The organism is Lysinibacillus sp. Ag94, assembly GCF_023242215.1.
Lineage (GTDB): Bacteria > Bacillota > Bacilli > Bacillales_A > Planococcaceae > Lysinibacillus.
The window spans coordinates 760,674-777,544 of the sequence record NZ_CP096780.1; the positions used below are offsets into that span (position 1 = coordinate 760,674).

Sequence of the window (16,871 nt, forward strand, 5' to 3'; positions counted from 1 at the left end):
TCAAAATGCTAAAATAATTCGTTGCTTTATCAAAACTCTTCTCGACCTTGTCGTGGTCATAAAAGGAATAGTTATGATATGATAAAAGGGAAGCATCCTGTTCTGCAAAGCGAGGACAGAAAAGGAGAAGAAGTTCATGATTTCAACTAACAGCAAAGACTTATTAGCAATGCCAATTAGTGATTTTATTATTTCATCTGAAAAGGTTGCGCATGTACAAAGTGGAAATAGTGCGGAACATGCACTCTTAGTACTTACACGTACAGGGTATTCATCGATACCTGTTTTAGATTTGAAATATCGACTTCAAGGTTTACTAAGTATGAAAATGATTACTGAATCCATTCTTGGACTAGAACATATTGAATATGAAAAGCTACCCGATATTAAAGTGGATACAATAATGGAGAAGGATATCGCTGTATTAAAGTTGACGGATACTTTTCAGCGAGCGCTCGACTTAGTTATTAATCACGCCTTTTTATGTGTTGTGGACGAAGAAGGAACATTTGCGGGAATTTTAACGAGACGTGTTATATTAAAGCAATTGAAAAAATATATTTATCAAAAAGAGTAGTAGTTTAAGAGGGGACTCAGATGAAAATCATGAGGCCCTCTTTGCTTGTATCGGAGGTTTACTGATTGATGGCAACGGAGGCTGAAATTTTAAAAGTACTAGCAGAGGAACGTAATATGCGTAAAGCAGCAGAACGGTTATTTTTATCTCAACCAGCACTTTCACAACGGTTGCAGACTATTGAAAAGGACTGGGGTGCGCAGTTATTTATTCGTTCGCAAAAGGGACTTACGGCGACACCTGCTGGAGAGCTTATTATTGCCTATGCAACTGAAATGCTCAGCAAAAAAGAAGAGATATTTGAAACAATCCAATCACTAACGACGAAAGTAAACGGGACATTGAAAATCGCCTGTGCATCGATTGTCGGCCAAAACTGGCTTCCGATAATATTAAAGGATTTTGTATCGAAATATCCTGATGCAAAAATCTCTCTTATGACTGGCTGGAGCTCTGAAATAGTAAAAGCGCTTTATGAAGGTGAGGCTCATATAGGAATTGTGCGTGGGCAGGTTGATTGGAAGGGGGAAAAAATCCACCTATTTCGTGACACCCTTTATTTAGTAGATCAAGAGCTAAAAACTATAGAAGATGTCTTGACGACAGACCGACCTTTTATTCAATATAAAAGTGATTCCAATTACTATCAGGAAATACAACAATGGTGGCAACAGCATTTCGCTTCAAATCCACGAAAACAAATTTTAGTTGATCAGATTGAAATTTGTAAGCAAATGGCATTGAACGGCATTGGTTATGCTATTTTACCTTCCATTACTTTAAATGATCATGATGGTATTAATAAAATAGCGTTAACGAATAACGAAAAAGAATTTGGTATAACGCGTGATACTTGGCTAATTGGCTATGAATCTTCATTTGAATTACGGCAAGTAGAGGCTTTTGTAGAAGTAGTGCAAGACCATGCGCGATGTTTGTTTGATTATACGAAAAAAAAATAATATATCAAGGCAGTCTCAAGCGATTCACTTGGGGCTGCTTTTTTTTACAATGTCGATAAGATGGGCCACTTCACTCACGCGGCTCACACCAATTTACTATCGTATCACCCAACTTTTAAATTTTAGCGCATCCACCTTCCAAAGGGAAAAAGGATTCATACACAAATCTGTGTGTGAAACCTTTTTCTTAGACTTCACTTTACTTACATGCGTAAATTTTGCAATTAGTTAATTCTTAAGAGTTTATGAATATTCATGAAGATGTCATAAGAAATGGAACAAAATGCAATTTAAATCGTATAATTATGTAGCCAACAATTTACATAAAAGGGGTTGAGTTTTTGAAAAAAACGAATATTACAGCATTTATACTGTTATTCATGCTTATTATTAGCTTTATTCTACCTGTGGAGCAGGCCAGTGCAGCGGCTACATTGGACGTGGAGGCTAAGGTAGGGATTGCAGGTAAAGCAAAACACCAATCAGTTGTGCCACTTCAAATAACAGTAACAAATAATGGTACAGATTTTTCTGGAGACATGGTTATCAATACTGCCAATTCCTATCAAGTTGCGTCTGCTAAAGTATTTCCAATAGATATAGCTGCGGGAGAAGAAAAAACATTTGAAATATATCTAGAAGGTATCGATTCCTGGGATGCAGATGTGTTTGCATTTTATGAAGGAGGCATTGAAAAAGGAAAAAAGGTTGCATATAAAGGAACAAAACAGCTACAAGGTAACTTTTTAGATCCTTCATCAGTTTTTATTTATACATTAACGGATAAAAGCGATCGTTTATCAGCATTTTTGAAGTTATCCCAATTAGCTTCTCAAAATAATGTGGAAGTTTTCAATTTAAAGCAAATCAAGAACTATACACTGCCAGAGGATCCACAAGGATTTGTGATGGCGAATGTTGTGGTTATCGATGAAATTGCTATTGCTGATTTATCGCAAAAGCAACAAGAGTCTTTATTAAATTGGGTACAGAATGGTGGAACATTAATAGTAGGAGCTGCTGATCAGCTAACGGCAACAGCAGGTATTTTCAAAGATTATTTACCACTGGCATTATCCGAGCAAATGACATCTGTTTCTGCAAATAGCCTATCAAAATTATCAGGTGGAGGAACTTTTACACAGCCTATTTCTATATATGGCGCAACTGAAAACAAAGGAAGTATTCCTGTATTAACAGATAACAATAACATTTTAGCGTCTAAGAAAAAAGTCGGCAGTGGAGAAATTATTCAAACAACTTTTTCTTTAGGGGATCAACCACTTGCATCTATGGATGGCTACCCAGCATTAGTGGGAAAATTGATAAATATTCAAAAGATATCACAACAAGCTTCGATAGCAAATGGACAGTCACCACTAGATGAAATTTCATATGATCTGCGTAACATCAATGAATTATTCCCATCGTTTGAAGTATCTGTTAGCTATATGCTAATGGTTATTATTTTATATATTTTAATAATTGGCCCTATTTTATATTTCATTTTAAAGAAAATAGACAAACGTGAGCATGCATGGTGGATCATTCCTGCGATATCAATTGTGTTTTCTATTAGTCTATTTATTTTTGGTGCAAAAGATCGAATTGGGCAACCGCAAATTCAACAGTCTGCATTTTATAAAATTAATGAAGATAGTAGTGTAAATGGTTATTATGTAGAGTCCATTTTAACAAATCGTAGTGGTGATTTTGTTGTGAATGCAGATAAGAATACAAGTGCAGTCGCGCTACGAAATTCTATTAATTTCGCAGGGGTAAGAGAGGATTTACATGAACTATCCTATATTAAGGAAAATGCCAATGGTTCAACGTTAACACTACGTGATTTAAGCTATTGGTCTGTGCAATCGTTTGCAGGGAAGTCAACGGCACATAATCTTGGGAAGATGGATATCGATATTACGTTAAATAATGAAAAGCTTACTGGGACAATTAAGAACAATTTCCCGTTTGCCCTGAAGGATGTTACGTTAATTTCCGGCATTAAAGAAATTAAACTTGGCGACATTGAAGCGAACGGTACACTTAAAGTCGACACAGAGCTAAAAGCAACGGTTCTACAAAAACCATCTAATTTTACTAATTACAATTTCAATAATTATCCAACGAAGAAGGAAGACGTGAATCCTTCACGTATCGAGGGTATGAAATCTATGGCATTACCGCTTGTAGAAGATGATAAAAAACCTGTCATTACAGCATGGGCAGACCAAGCAATTGCTGGGGTTGAGCTAGAAACAAGTGCCAATATGTCTCCAATTTCCTATTTTGTTCAGCCATTTCAAGGAAAAGTTGAGTTATCAGGTCCATTTACGATGAAACGTAACAACTTTACGTATTCAGTAAACCAACTATCTCCTAATTCGTATGCTGAAAAAGTAGATGAACAGTTAAATACTTGGCACTTATCTGATGGTTCCCATGAAGTATCCATCGCGATGCCAGATAAGTTTATGAATTCAGTTCAAACATTAAACGAACTGACAGTTTCAAATAAGGATATGGATCGCATGCAGCTATCAATTTGGAATAACGAAACGAAAAATTATGAGCCATTAGTAGATGAGAAGCAGGTGTTTACAGGTAACATAAAAAAATACTTCAATGAAAATGATGAATTGCTGATTGAAATTAAATTCGGATCAGATCAAACAGGTGAGGAAACAAAATTACCAGATGTAGAGCTGAAGGGAGTGGCGAAATAATGATTGAAATTCGTGATTTAACGAAAAGGTACGGCTCCTTTACAGCACTAGATCATTTGAATCTATCTTTGGAGGAAGGGATTGTCTTTGGTTTTGTAGGTGCTAATGGGGCAGGTAAATCGACTACATTCTCGATTTTAGCAACGTTGCTATCTCCAACTTCAGGTGATGCCATTATTAATGGTAAAAGCGTTATTAAGGAACCAAAGGAAGTTCGAAAACAAATTGGTTATATGCCGGATTTCTTTGGCGTCTATGATCAACTAAAAGTAGACGAATACTTAGATTTTTACGGTGCCAGTTACGGCATTGGGGCAGCTGAACGAAAAGTACTTATTCCACAGCTACTAGAGCTCGTGAATTTAACAAATAAACGTCATGAATATGTTGATTTACTGTCACGTGGGATGAAGCAGCGTCTTTGTTTAGCGCGTGCCCTTATCCATGATCCTAAAGTATTAATTTTAGATGAACCTGCTTCAGGCTTGGATCCACGTGCTCGAGTAGAAATGCGAGATATTTTACGGAATTTAAAAGCTATGGGAAAAACGATTTTAATCTCCTCACATATTTTGCCTGAGCTTGCAGAAATGTGTGATGAAATCGGTGTAATTGATAATGGTAAGCTTATCGCTCATGGCAATGTAGCTTCCATTCAAGCACAGCTACAGGGGGAGAAGCGTATCGTCGTAAAAGTAACGGATCGTTTAAACGAGGTACGTGCGTTTTTGGAGGAGGATCCACTGATCTCCTCTATAGATGTAATGGATAATCGCTTAGAGATAGCCTTTAATTACCGAGGAACAGATGACGATCAGGTAGCACTATTGAAAAAGGCAATACTTGCGAATTTACCTATTTATGCATTAAGCGAAGAGGAAAAAGATTTAGAGGATGTCTTTATGGCGATTACGAAGGGAGCGGACAATCAATGATGGAGCGATTTTATAATCCGGTATTCGTAAAAGAATTGAAGTTACGCTTCCGTTCTTTTAAAAGCTTTTCAGGTTTAATGTTTTATTTAGCGGTTATTTGTATTTTTATCGTAGGATTTTTGCTTATAACGACTGGATTCACAGGCAAGGGATTCTTCAGACCAGACACAAGCTTTATGATGTTCGCAGTGTTAACAATTTTACAGATGGCTCTTGTTCTTTTCATTACACCGAGCTTAACTGCTGGTGCAATTAGTAGCGAAAGGGAAAAGCAAACTTTAAATATTTTACTAACAACGACACAAAGCTCTACTCAAATCATCATTGGAAAATTACTATCCTCGGTAGCATTTTTAGTATTAATGCTTATCGCAGGGTTACCATTGTATAGTTTAGTATTTTTATTTGGAGGCGTATCACCGTCTCAATTAATTTCGATATTTTTATTTTATTTATTAACAGTTGTAGCCATTGGTAGTATTGGTGTTATGTTTTCAACCATTACAAAGCGGACAATTGTTGCGATGATTTCTACGTACGGTTCGATCATTTTTTTAGGTGGTATTACAGCGTTTTTCTTCTTCTTGTCGATGGCCTTCCACCAAATGGGGAATACCACAAGTACTGGTGCTTCCTATATGACTTACTTCTGGGCTGCTATTAACCCAGGTGCATTAATGCTTACACTTACTTCATCATCAATGGGCGATGCTTTAGTGCAAGTTTCGGGCGTGAAATTACCTGTATGGATTAGTTATTTAATAGCTTATTCGTTGATCATTGTTGTTTGTTTAACAATTGCGATTAGAAAATTACGTGCCAATATGAAAAGTAATCGATAAGGAGGAAACCTTATGGAGCGTCGTAAGCAATTACGAAAATATATTCAACGTGCAAAGACGAGTTTAACAGTAGAAAGAAGCATTCCAATTGCACAGTACGGCTTGTTTTTGGCATTGCTTTCGAGTGCTGCCCTATTCCTTGTTTCACGGCTCTTTGTTTGGCCGTATTATCGCCAAACAGCTCTTGCTATCTTTATCGTTGTCATACTAGCAACAGTGCTGTTTATGTGGTGGAAGCGTATAAAAGAAAAGGAAGCATTGCATACACTGGATGATTATTTTTCTCACAATGAGCTTGTGACAGCCTTATCGTTCGAGGACGATAAGGACCCACTCGTTCAATCTCTACTAACGAAAGCAATCGAGAACGTTGAACAAGCGTTTGCTGATTTTAAAGCTCGAAAGAAAAATTTGATTCGTCCCAAAGCATTGATTGGTTTATTTGGAACCGCTGTCGTACTGGCCATTCTTTATATGTTCCCAGCAGCGTCACAAATTGAAGCAATTGAGGTGGAAAAAGAAAAAGCTGTCATTGAAGACGTAAAGAAGGAAGTTGCTAAATTAGAGAAAAAAGCAGAAACAAAAGAAGTGAAAGAGCAATTAAAAGAATTGCAAAATACGTTAAAAAAGACAGAAACAGCAGAAGAGGCATTACGGGAAGTCGTGAAAAAGCAAAAGGAGCTTGCTTTAAAGGAGCAACAATTAAAGGATAAGCAAACAGCTAGTAAGGAGGGCGCTTCTGACGACAAAGGTTTATCGAAGGAAGAAGTGGAGCAATTGAAGGAGCTCGCCCAAATGCAGCAGGAGCTAACGCAAAATGCAAATGCTACTCAGACAGCAATGAGCAAGCTTGGGAAACCTGCAGGCAATACGCTACAAAATGCTATTGCGAGTGCCAATAATGCCAACAACAATCAGCACAACAATAATAATCCAAATCAAAATTCATCAGGGAATTCACAGCCAAACAATCAGCAAGGTAAAACAGGACAACAAGGCCAAACTAATTCTCAAAATGGATCCCAACAGGCTAATAGTAAAGGTCAGAAGCAAGGATCGAATCAAAGCAATCAACAAGGTCAGGGACAAGGTCAGGGTCAGGGACAAGGGAACGGGCAAGGACAAGGGCAAGGACAAGGTCAAGGACAAGGTCGGGGCAATAGTTCAGGTCAAGGTGCAGGCACAGGACAGGGCGGCCGCGATTTATTAACGACACCAAGAATTGGTGGCTCTAGTCAGACTTCAGTTGATGGTGGAGCATTAGGAGAGGGATCACATGTTTCAGAACAACAAGGAAATGGCCCGATTACTAAAGGGTCTATCCGTCCGTATGAGGAAGTTATAGGTTCCTATAAAGATAGCTATTTAGAAAGCTCAGAGCGTTTACAATTACCGAAGGATTTACAAAATGTCGTGCAATCTTATTTCACGTCAATTGAGTCTAAGTAGGAGGAAAAGGTATGGCATTTACAGAGCAACAATATGTTGAAATGAGTACGAAATTACAACAAGTGAAGGAAGAAATTCATCGCTTTATCGTCGGCCAAGATGAAGCCATTGATTATACATTATACGCAGTCCTTGCTGACGGACATGCACTATTAGAGGGTTTACCGGGTTTAGGGAAAACGATGTTAATTCGTACAATTTCTGAAGTACTAGATTTATCATTTTCACGAATTCAATTTACACCAGATTTAATGCCAGCGGATATTACAGGGACAAGCATGATTGAGCGCACAGTCGATGGCAAGCAGCAGTTTACGTTCCAGCCTGGTCCGATTTTTAGCCAAATGGTATTAGCGGATGAGATTAACCGAGCAACACCAAAAACACAAAGTGCACTGCTTGAAGCAATGGGGGAAAAAACTGTAACAATTTTAGGAGATACAAAGAAGATGGCAAGACCATTCTTCGTTTTAGCAACACAAAACCCGATTGAGATGGAGGGAACCTACCCGTTACCAGAAGCACAAATGGACCGTTTCCTATGTAAAATTCTTGTGTCGTATCCTGAGAAAAGTGAGCTAATGGAAATTATGAAGCGTACAACAGGCGCTAAGGAAATTGGTTTACAAAAGATCATGGATACAGAAGCACTGGTTGAAGCGCAGCAAATGGTTAAGGAAGTACTCGTTGCTGATGAAATGCTCGAATTTGCGACGGATCTTGTTGTGGCTACACATCCTGAGAGAGTGGATGCCATTGATGAGGTCAAGCAATATGCCATGTATGGTAGCGGTCCTCGAGGTTTACAAAGTTTAATTAAATTAGCAAAGGCAAGAGCGCTTATGAATGGGCGTTTCCACGTGTCTTTGGCGGATATTAAATCTGTAGCTAAACCAGTGCTACGCCATCGAATGCTATTGAATTATGAAGGGGAGGCTTCAGGTAAAACAGCAGACGATGTGATTGATGTCATTTTAGAAAAAGTACAGCAAGGTGTTAGCAGGTGACACAAAAATTATTATTGCCCGAAGATTGGTTAGCGAAAATCAGTCGCTTCCAAGTGGCAACGGCCTCCAAATTACGTGGGCAGCACAAGGGCTCGCACCGTTCGCAACGCTTTGGGGCATCGCTCGATTTTTCAGATTTTCGTGAATACCATTTAGGTGATGATGTACGCCAGGTGGATTGGAACGTCTTTGCGAGAACTGATAAATACTTCATTAAACGGTTTTTAGATGAACAAGAAATGCGCGTACACATTTTGCTAGATACAACTAAATCTATGGGCGATCAAGCAAAATGGACTTTTGCCCGGCAAATTGTTGCCTCACTTGGTCTAATGGTGCTCGGTCGCGATGATCGCTTATCTTTTTCTTTTCTGCAGGATGAAGTGAGGCCACCGTTTCGTCGTAAAGGTACCATGTATCGTCGCGCCTTTTTACAGGTGATGACAGAGATTGAGCAAGCAACCTATACAAATAGCTTCGCACAGGGAGCTTTCAAAGCATTGCCTAAAGATAGTACCGTACTATTTATTGTGACAGACGGACTTGAGCCAATCGATGAATGGGAGCAACTTTTAAAAAGGCTACCGCGCTTTGCAGGGGATGTCCGTATTTTGCAAATAGTTACGCAAGAAGAAATAGCACCGGAGTATACGGGCGACGTACGCTTACTTGATCGTGAAACGGGTAGAGATGTAAATGTTACGATGTCTTCTAAAGTTCTGGACACATATAGGGCAAGACGTTTATTACATGAAGAGGAATTTGAAGCAATTTGTCGGCGCTTCGGTGTTCGACAATTACAGCTTAAAGTAGAGGATGGATTGCAGCATGCCATCTTCCAACAATTATTAAAAGCACATTGGATTAGGTGAGGTGAGCCGTATTGGGCTTTAGTCAAATACTTTTTAGCTGGACGGCCATCATCCCGGTCATTGTCCTTCTATATTATTTCTTTCGAAAAAAATATACCGATCAAACCGTATCCTCCACACTTTTCTGGTCGGAAATTATGCAAGAAACCCGTGTGTCACCATACTTAAAACACTTACAAAAAAACGCACTGCTTTATTTGCAACTACTTGCGCTTCTTTTACTCGTACTAGCATTAATGAATCCATATGTTAAAAAGTCAACAATTGTTGGTGCGCAGACGATTTTCATAGTAGACACGTCTGCAACGATGTTAGCTGGGAAAGAGCAGTCAACATTTGATACACATAAAAAAGAAATGCTGTCATTAGTTAATGAACTTGACGGAAGACCTGTGACAATCATTACAACAGGCAATACGCCAAAAGCTATATTACAGCAGGAAACAAAGAGTAAAGATATTGAAAAAGCTATTCAAGAGTTACAAGTAACATATGAGGCAGCACAAATGAATAAAGCTTTAGATGTGGCACAGGCTTTTGTCGGTAACACACCAACATCTATTTATGTCTTTACAGATGCGCTCGATAAAAAGCAATTACCGATGGAAAAAGATACGGTGAAATGGATCGTAAAAGGATCCGCAAAAGATTTAACAAATATCGCAATGACACGTTTTGCTGCTACTACAGATGGACAATCTGCTATGGCACTTGTACAGTTACAAAATGATACGCACCAAGAGCAAAACGTAACACTTTCGATAGAAAATATTAAAGGTAAGGAAATAGTAGCGGAGAGTGTTGTATTACCTCCAAATGAAGCTATAACAAAAACATTCAAAGACCTTCCATTAGAAGATACTATGACTGCCAAGATAGATGCTAAGGACGATTATGCTGTTGATAATTCACAGCCTGTATTGCTACAAACAGCAACTTCAAAAGTAGTTGTCGATCAAAATATGCATCAGCTCATTCAAAAAGGTTTGCAAACGATTAATAGTAGCGTGAAAATTGTTCCATCTTCACAAGTGGCTGACAATTTGGATGCCACTGTTGTGACAAATCAGACGGCGCTACTCGAAAAGATGGACAAGCCAATTGTATTATTTGGACGGGATGATGTTGAGAAGGTTGAAGCTACTGGGGAAATCAGTACAACAAGTGATGCACTGTTTGCATTTAGTGAGCTAAAAGATATTTACGTCAGTACTGTATATCCTGGATTCGACAACTATAAAACGATTGCATCAGTTGGAGACCAGCCATTTATTCAGCGTTCACCTCAAGGAGATATTGTTGTATTAGCTGATATTGCAGATACAGATTGGCCGTTGCATCCTTCATTCCCATTATTTTTATGGAGTGCTGAACAGGAGCTTTCAGCATCGATTGGTTCACTTGGTATTTTCACACCAAATGAGCAACGTGCAGTTGCTTTAACACAAGGTGATTGGAGTGTATATTCGCAGGAAGATGAGTTTTTATCGTCCATTACGAATGGTCTATTAACAGCACCAATGAAGCCAGGAATTTATACAGCTCGCTCAAAGGATGAAGAAAAGCGCTTCATCGTACAGCTTCAAGCACAAGAACGTGTGATTGAAAAGGGAACAAGCTATACACTTGGAGAGCTTCCGGACAATGGTAAGGAAGAAATATCGAAAACATCGTTCGTACCTTGGCTTATCCTTATCATCTTAGTATTATTTGTTTTAGAGTGGGAGGTGCAACGACGTCGTGGATTTACGAATTGATATGCCATTAGCATTGTTGCTTTTACTTCCATTGCTTATGTATTTTGGATGGACCTATTGGCGTGAACGTCAGCGACTAAAAAAAAGCCATATCGTCGTACTAGGTATTCGTATTGTGGCTATATGCTGTTTGGTTTTTGCACTTGCAGGGCCCTATATTTTATTGCCCGTAAAGGAAGAACAAGTATTATTTTTAGCTGACCGTTCTGCTTCAATGAATGGTACAGATGATGAAATGTCCAATTTTATAGCGGAAAGTTTACAGTCGAAAAAAGATGAACAGCTTGCAGGGATTTATTCTTTTTCATCAACGTTACAAACGGAAGCCATTTTATCGAAGCTTTTGAAGGAAGTGCCGAAGTTTACAGCTATAAAAGCAACAGATCAAACAAATATTGAACAGAGTCTACAGCTTGCTTCAGGTATTGTAGATCCGAAAAAAGCGACACGACTTGTGCTCTTAACGGATGGCAATGAAACAAAAGGGGATGCCTTAGAATTTGCATCGAAGGTTAAAGGGTCAAATATTAGCATTGATGTAATGCCGTTTAACCAACCTGTTGCGAAGGATGTATCCATGAAAAGCTTTGTTACACCACAAGTTGCTTATGTAGGTGAGCAGCAGCAGTTAGTCGCTGAAATAAATGCAACGGTAGCAGAACAAGGTGAGCTATTACTATACGAAAACGATAAGCTTATTCACCGTGAAGCAGTTGAACTTACTGAAGGTTCAAATGTCTTTACGTTTAAACATTCAGCAACAGCTGAAGGGCTTGTGAAATATGAGGCACTCGTGCAGGTAGAGCAGGATGCAATTTTTGAAAATAATAAATTAACAAGCGTCACGATGGTGCAAAGTGAGCCACATTTACTAATTGTTAATGGCTATGATACGGCATCGCCAATTGCAGCGGCACTGGGTAAACAATCAATTGCCTACGATGTTGTAAATGCTAACAGTCTACCAAATGAACTTTCTAGTTATTTACAATACAATGCCATCATTTTTGATAATGTGCCAGGGCATTTAGTAGGCGAGGCAAAAATGAATGTCATTGAGCAAGCCGTGAAAAATTTCGGTGTCGGTTTTACAATGGTCGGTGGCGAAAATAGCTTTGGTTTAGGCGGTTATTTTAAAACACCAATCGAAACTTTACTACCTGTTGAAATGGAGATTAAAGGTAAGGAGCAATTGCCATCATTAGGGCTAGTTATCGTCCTTGACCGCTCGGGAAGTATGTCTGGAGCAAAGCTAGAGCTTGCAAAAGAAGCGGCCGCTCGTTCAGTTGAAATGCTACGAGATGAGGATACGCTCGGGTTTATAGCCTTCGATGATCGACCTTGGGAAATTATTGAAACAGGACCACTTGGCAATAAGGAAGAAGCGGTGGATACGATTTTATCTGTAACGCCAGGGGGAGGTACCGAAATATATGGATCACTTGCAAAAGCTTATGAAAATCTAGCTGATTTAAAGCTACAGCGTAAGCATATTATTCTATTAACTGATGGTCAGTCTCAGCCAGGTAACTACGAGGACTTAATTGCACAAGGAAAAGACAATGGCATAACTCTATCAACGGTTGCAATTGGTCAGGATGCTGATGCCAATTTACTTGAAGCACTCAGTGAGATGGGCAGTGGGCGTTTCTACGATGTTATTGATGAGCAGACGATCCCCTCCATTTTATCTCGTGAAACTGCCATGATTTCACGCACATATATTGAGGATAACCCATTCTATCCAACTATATTTAATGCGGCTGGCTGGAATACGTTATTTGCAAATGGTGTACCTAAAATGAATGCTTATATTGGTACAACAGCAAAGCAGGGAGCTACTGTTATTGCAGAAAGTGAGAAAGAGGATCCAGTACTAGCAGAGTGGCAATATGGCCTTGGCAAAACATTTGCCTTTACTGCTGATTCGACAGGAAAATGGACAGGGGACTGGGCAAGATGGCAAAATTGGGGCACTTTTTGGCAAACGCTTATTTCAAAAATGCTACCAAGCTATAATGATGTTGCCTATGATGTACGTCTAGAAGCAGACGGCTCATTTGTTATCACTGATCCAACAAATGAAGCGGCGTTTTTAGATATTGTTGCTGTCAATGAAGCGGGTGAAGAACTTGATGCACAACTTGAAACTATTTCGGCCTCACAAGTTCGAGCAGTCGTACAAGCAGAACCAGGACTCATCTTCTTCCGCATTGCCGATGAAGAACAGACCATTTACCAGGCAGGCTTAAGTGTACCTTATAGTGCAGAGTATGAATTACGCCCAGTGAATGATAAGTTAATCGAAGCACTAACAAAGCAAACAGGTGGCTCTGTTTTAAAAGAACCGAGCGAAGTATTCCGTGAATTTACTAAAAAAGGTGCGGAACGTCAAAATATTGCGACATGGCTTTTATTAGCAGGGATGTTGCTATTCTTTATTGATATTACCATCCGCCGCTTCGGTTGGCGCTTCTTAACTAAGCCGAAGAAAAAAGAGCAGCCTGTAGAGAGAACACAGATACAGGAAGATGACACAAATGTTGCCCAGCTATTAAAGGGCATGAAAAAACGATCTTAGTCATTTATAACGATGGTTCATCGCTTTATAGCAATGAGCCATCGTTTTTTTATCATTCTATTTTTGGGTTATTATCAAAAGCTCGGCGTTACAGTTTTTAAAGCATATACCATGAATAATTAGTTGATTGAAGTGAAGACTGGGCGACTACTTGGGGCCAGATCACAGCGTCACAGATGTGGCCCTACCTGCGAAGCGAAGTGGCTCAACGGACGTCGTCAGGAAGCTTTGCTCTGTGCGAAAGTGAAGCGACGGTACAAAGCGCTAGTAGGAACGGAAATTAACCATTATGACGATGAGTCAATTGAAAGCAAACAGATCTTTTTTATGATAAGTAAAATTTTCCTTGTAAATAATATACACAAATGTAATAATGGATAATAGTAATAAAATATTACTATCATTTTTTGGTACTAATAATGTGGAGGATCTGAAATGACCAATATAATGAATTCCTTTGGTTTCCTAAGTTTTAAATTAGGTGAGGCTTTAGAGGAAAATCTCGAGAAGTATATTAGTGAAAAATATCAAATGAAATCTAGAGAAGTCGGGATCATGATTGCTGTAAAAGAAAAAAAACTTAGTCAAATTCAAATAGGGCAGATTTTAAAGTTAGATAAAAATAGTGTCCGCTTTTTTATCGATGGTTTAGAAGAAAGAAATTATGTTTATAGGGAGAAAAATCCAGAAAATAGAAGAGAGAATTTAATATGTCTTACGGAACAGGGGAGGGATTTGGCAGAAGAGTTATCGAAGACCCTTTCGATTTCAGAGAATGAAGTGTTAAACGTACTTTCGTTAGAAGAAAAAGAACTGTTGAAAAGCATATTGAAAAAAGTATATGAAAATCGTGGATAGGATTTAACTCTTTTCAGCAATCTGCTAAAAGAAGTTAAACTTCCGGCGGATGTCACGGATTCGGAAAAGAGTTCTTAAAGGATGTTAGCCTAAAATCATCGCATCCATGCGATAAAGGCTAACTGACCTGCATCACGCAGGCCTAACCATATCTATAAAAAGAAAGGGGGATGACATATAAAAGCGGTAGAGGTTATGAAGGAGTATTTGAAAAGAGCGCAAATAGAGGGTCAGGATTTATCTGACATGTATGTGGATCATGGTGAATTAAAAAATTTTAAAGGTGAAATTTTTAAAGGAAAAAAAGAAATACAAAACTTTTACACGTCGCCTATGCCGAAAGGCTTTAAATTAACTATCCACAATATTGAAGGTGATGATACAGAGTGTATTGCTACAGTTTCAACTACTTGGGATGGTTTGCCAAAGCCAGTGATTTTAGAGGAAAGGTTAATTCTAGAAAACGAAAAAATAAAATCGTTAGCAATGATTCCAAAATAAAGGGGGATAGAAGAAGCGATGTCATTATATGCTAATAAAAATCCTCTTCCTATGCCTGAAAGGGACACGAAATATTGGATTGGCGTGGTATCTCTTAATCATGTGCAAAAAGGGATTGAGGGAGGATTCGGTCAGTTATGTCATGGTAAAGAAAGACCTTTGAAACGAATGGCAAAAGGAGATTGGATTATTTATTATTCTCCTAAACAAAGTCTAGATAGTAATGAGCCTGTGAGAGCGTTTACCGCAATAGGAAGAATAAAGGACGAGCGAATATACGAGTTCCAAATGTCAGAAAATTTTATTCCTTTTAGAAGAGATATAGACTTTTATAAAGATGCAAAAGCTGTGCCAATAAAAAGGATTTTAGATTACTTAGAATTTGTAGAAGACAAATCGAAATATGGCTATAAATTTAGATTTGGTCATTTTGAAATAAGCAAAAAGGACTTTTTATTAATTGCTCATGAAATGGGATTACCATTGAAGTATGGGTGAATTTGGTTGACCAAAAAACGTTACTTTCTTCATTGCCATGAAGAAAGTAACGTTTTTAACTATTATTTAAGCAGAGTGTTTAGGTTAGTTACAAATACTGTCTTACGCAAATACCTAGCAACGACAATACCTAAGACAGCACCAATAGTACTTGAGGTTAAAAAGGCTGGCATGAAAAATAAAGCAGCAACGGATGTCCCCATTAATAAATGTGCGTAAGGTACTGCTAAAAGTGAGGCAATGATACCTGTCCCAAATATTTCACCGACACCTGCAAGCCATTGCTTGCCGCTGTATTTATAGGCAAGAACTGCACATAGAGCGCCAATAACACTGCCAGGTATAGCTAGTAATGAGCCTGTGCCTGTTAAAATACGAATAATAGCTGTGACAAAGGCGACCATAACAGTAGGCACTGGTCCAAGAAAGATAGCACAGATAACATTAATGGCATGCTGGACAGGGTAGGCACGAGCAATTCCTGTTGGTATTGAAACGAAGGTAGAACCAGCTACGGCAATTGCTACTAGTATGGCCATGATTGTTAATTTTCGAATTGACATAATTTCCACTCCTTTGAAATGTTAAATGTTAATACCACCGCAAAAAGAGCTGAAGTAGCGGAATTTCGTGTTTTAGCGGCGTTTCTTGCTTGGTTAGCAGCGAAATTTCGTGTTTTAGCAGCGTTCTTTCTTTGGTTGGCGGCGCAATTCACACTTTTAGCGGCGAATTCCAACATAAGCTGGACAATTTGACAAAACTAAAGCCAGAGTTGAAGAACATTGTATAGAATTTTACACAATATTAAGGACTTGACTCTCTTATCAGCGATGTTTGATGCTTTATCAGCGATTCTGGCTCTTTTATCAGCGATTCTGACTCTTTCAAGTTTTAGTGGCGCAACTTGCTTGGTTAGCGGCGGAATTTCGTGTTTTAGCGGCGCAACTCACACTTTTAGCAGCAAATTCCAACCTAAGCTGGACAATTTGACTAAAAAAGTCAGAGTTGAAGAACAATACAATATTAAGGTCTTGACTCAAAAACAGAGAGAATCGCCGCGAAACAAGAAAGTACTGCCGCAAAAGCAGAGAAAATCGCCGCGGAAAGTACCGCCGCTAAAGCGAATAAAAGGCCGCTTCCTATAAACAACGGGAAGCGGCCTTGCATCTACAAATAAAAAAGCAAGTGTCGACACTTCCCTCCGCTAGTGTGAACTAGATCAGGTTCAAAGGGTCCGTATATGCCATATACGTCTCAGCCTTTTAAAGACTCCCCTAGTGGTAAGAATTCACTTTATTTTTTC

At 38.7% G+C, this 16,871-nt stretch carries 15 protein-coding genes and 1 riboswitch; of the genes, 14 read left to right on the forward strand and 1 reads right to left on the reverse strand.

Translation table 11 applies throughout. The annotated features are described in order from the left end of the window. Window positions 1-136: 136 nt before the first annotated feature. The 13 genes from cbpB (at window position 137) to MY533_RS03395 (ending at window position 15,568) form a co-directional block, all read left to right on the forward strand. Complete coding sequence (gene cbpB, locus MY533_RS03335) at window positions 137-577, forward strand: cyclic-di-AMP-binding protein CbpB (RefSeq protein WP_100543286.1); 441 nt, start codon at window positions 137-139, stop codon at window positions 575-577. A gap of 68 nt (window positions 578-645) precedes the next feature. Next, window positions 646-1,539 carry a transcriptional regulator CcpC gene (locus tag MY533_RS03340; protein WP_132357897.1) on the forward strand — a complete coding sequence of 298 codons (894 nt, stop codon included), beginning with the start codon at window positions 646-648 and terminating at the stop codon, window positions 1,537-1,539. 341 nt (window positions 1,540-1,880) lie between these two features. Next, window positions 1,881-4,268, forward strand: a complete 2,388-nt coding sequence (locus MY533_RS03345; RefSeq protein WP_248718026.1) for a DUF8725 domain-containing protein — start codon at window positions 1,881-1,883, stop codon at window positions 4,266-4,268. Then, entirely contained in the window at window positions 4,268-5,203 is a 936-nt protein-coding gene (locus tag MY533_RS03350; RefSeq protein WP_248718027.1) for an ABC transporter ATP-binding protein, read from the forward strand. The genes MY533_RS03345 and MY533_RS03350 overlap by 1 nt, the downstream gene beginning before the upstream one ends. Then, window positions 5,200-6,045: an ABC transporter permease gene (locus MY533_RS03355; protein WP_248718028.1), complete on the forward strand. Its 846-nt coding sequence runs from the start codon at window positions 5,200-5,202 to the stop codon at window positions 6,043-6,045. Before MY533_RS03350 ends, MY533_RS03355 begins: the two co-directional genes overlap by 4 nt. 12 nt (window positions 6,046-6,057) lie before the next feature. After that, complete coding sequence (locus tag MY533_RS03360) at window positions 6,058-7,494, forward strand: DUF8809 domain-containing protein (protein ID WP_248718029.1); 1,437 nt, start codon at window positions 6,058-6,060, stop codon at window positions 7,492-7,494. Window positions 7,495-7,505: 11 nt separating this feature from the next. After that, a complete protein-coding gene (locus MY533_RS03365; RefSeq protein ID WP_248718030.1) occupies window positions 7,506-8,501 on the forward strand; it encodes an AAA family ATPase in 996 nt (331 codons plus the stop codon). Then, complete coding sequence (locus MY533_RS03370) at window positions 8,498-9,373, forward strand: DUF58 domain-containing protein (RefSeq protein ID WP_248718031.1); 876 nt, start codon at window positions 8,498-8,500, stop codon at window positions 9,371-9,373. Before MY533_RS03365 ends, MY533_RS03370 begins: the two co-directional genes overlap by 4 nt. 11 nt (window positions 9,374-9,384) lie before the next feature. Continuing rightward, on the forward strand, window positions 9,385-11,130 hold the full coding sequence (locus MY533_RS03375) for a vWA domain-containing protein (protein ID WP_248718032.1): 1,746 nt from the start codon (window positions 9,385-9,387) through the stop codon (window positions 11,128-11,130). Then, window positions 11,114-13,711, forward strand: a complete 2,598-nt coding sequence (locus MY533_RS03380; protein WP_248718033.1) for a VWA domain-containing protein — start codon at window positions 11,114-11,116, stop codon at window positions 13,709-13,711. The genes MY533_RS03375 and MY533_RS03380 overlap by 17 nt, the downstream gene beginning before the upstream one ends. A gap of 435 nt (window positions 13,712-14,146) precedes the next feature. Continuing rightward, window positions 14,147-14,569 (forward strand): MarR family winged helix-turn-helix transcriptional regulator, encoded by a 423-nt coding sequence (locus MY533_RS03385; protein ID WP_132357747.1) that lies wholly within the window; start codon window positions 14,147-14,149, stop codon window positions 14,567-14,569. Window positions 14,570-14,776: 207 nt separating this feature from the next. After that, complete coding sequence (locus tag MY533_RS03390; protein WP_248718034.1) at window positions 14,777-15,070, forward strand: hypothetical protein; 294 nt, start codon at window positions 14,777-14,779, stop codon at window positions 15,068-15,070. Between the two features lie 18 nt (window positions 15,071-15,088). Beyond that, window positions 15,089-15,568 carry an EVE domain-containing protein gene (locus tag MY533_RS03395; RefSeq protein ID WP_248718035.1) on the forward strand — a complete coding sequence of 160 codons (480 nt, stop codon included), beginning with the start codon at window positions 15,089-15,091 and terminating at the stop codon, window positions 15,566-15,568. Window positions 15,569-15,630: 62 nt separating this feature from the next. Here the strand turns inward: MY533_RS03395 and thiW are convergent, their stop codons facing one another. After that, window positions 15,631-16,131 (reverse strand): energy coupling factor transporter S component ThiW, encoded by a 501-nt coding sequence (gene thiW / locus MY533_RS03400; protein ID WP_248718036.1) that lies wholly within the window; start codon window positions 16,129-16,131, stop codon window positions 15,631-15,633. Window positions 16,132-16,350: 219 nt separating this feature from the next. On the opposite strand from thiW, the gene MY533_RS03405 reads away from it, so the two are divergent. After that, a complete protein-coding gene (locus MY533_RS03405) occupies window positions 16,351-16,713 on the forward strand; it encodes a hypothetical protein (protein ID WP_248718037.1) in 363 nt (120 codons plus the stop codon). Between the two features lie 34 nt (window positions 16,714-16,747). Next, a riboswitch (TPP riboswitch) is annotated at window positions 16,748-16,854 on the reverse strand. Window positions 16,855-16,871: the final 17 nt, after the last annotated feature.

What these genes read in the sequence shown, in the direction of transcription:
- MY533_RS03395 (WP_248718035.1), top strand. Translation starts at nt 15,089, where the DNA reads ATGTCATTATATGCTAATAAAAATCCTCTTCCTATGCCTGAAAGGGAC.
- MY533_RS03340 (WP_132357897.1), top strand. Translation starts at nt 646, where the DNA reads ATGGCAACGGAGGCTGAAATTTTAAAAGTACTAGCAGAGGAACGTAAT.
- MY533_RS03350 (WP_248718027.1), top strand. Translation starts at nt 4,268, where the DNA reads ATGATTGAAATTCGTGATTTAACGAAAAGGTACGGCTCCTTTACAGCA.
- MY533_RS03365 (WP_248718030.1), top strand. Translation starts at nt 7,506, where the DNA reads ATGGCATTTACAGAGCAACAATATGTTGAAATGAGTACGAAATTACAA.
- MY533_RS03385 (WP_132357747.1), top strand. Translation starts at nt 14,147, where the DNA reads ATGACCAATATAATGAATTCCTTTGGTTTCCTAAGTTTTAAATTAGGT.
- thiW (WP_248718036.1), bottom strand. Translation starts at nt 16,131, where the DNA reads ATGTCAATTCGAAAATTAACAATCATGGCCATACTAGTAGCAATTGCC.
- MY533_RS03360 (WP_248718029.1), top strand. Translation starts at nt 6,058, where the DNA reads ATGGAGCGTCGTAAGCAATTACGAAAATATATTCAACGTGCAAAGACG.
- MY533_RS03355 (WP_248718028.1), top strand. Translation starts at nt 5,200, where the DNA reads ATGATGGAGCGATTTTATAATCCGGTATTCGTAAAAGAATTGAAGTTA.
- cbpB (WP_100543286.1), top strand. Translation starts at nt 137, where the DNA reads ATGATTTCAACTAACAGCAAAGACTTATTAGCAATGCCAATTAGTGAT.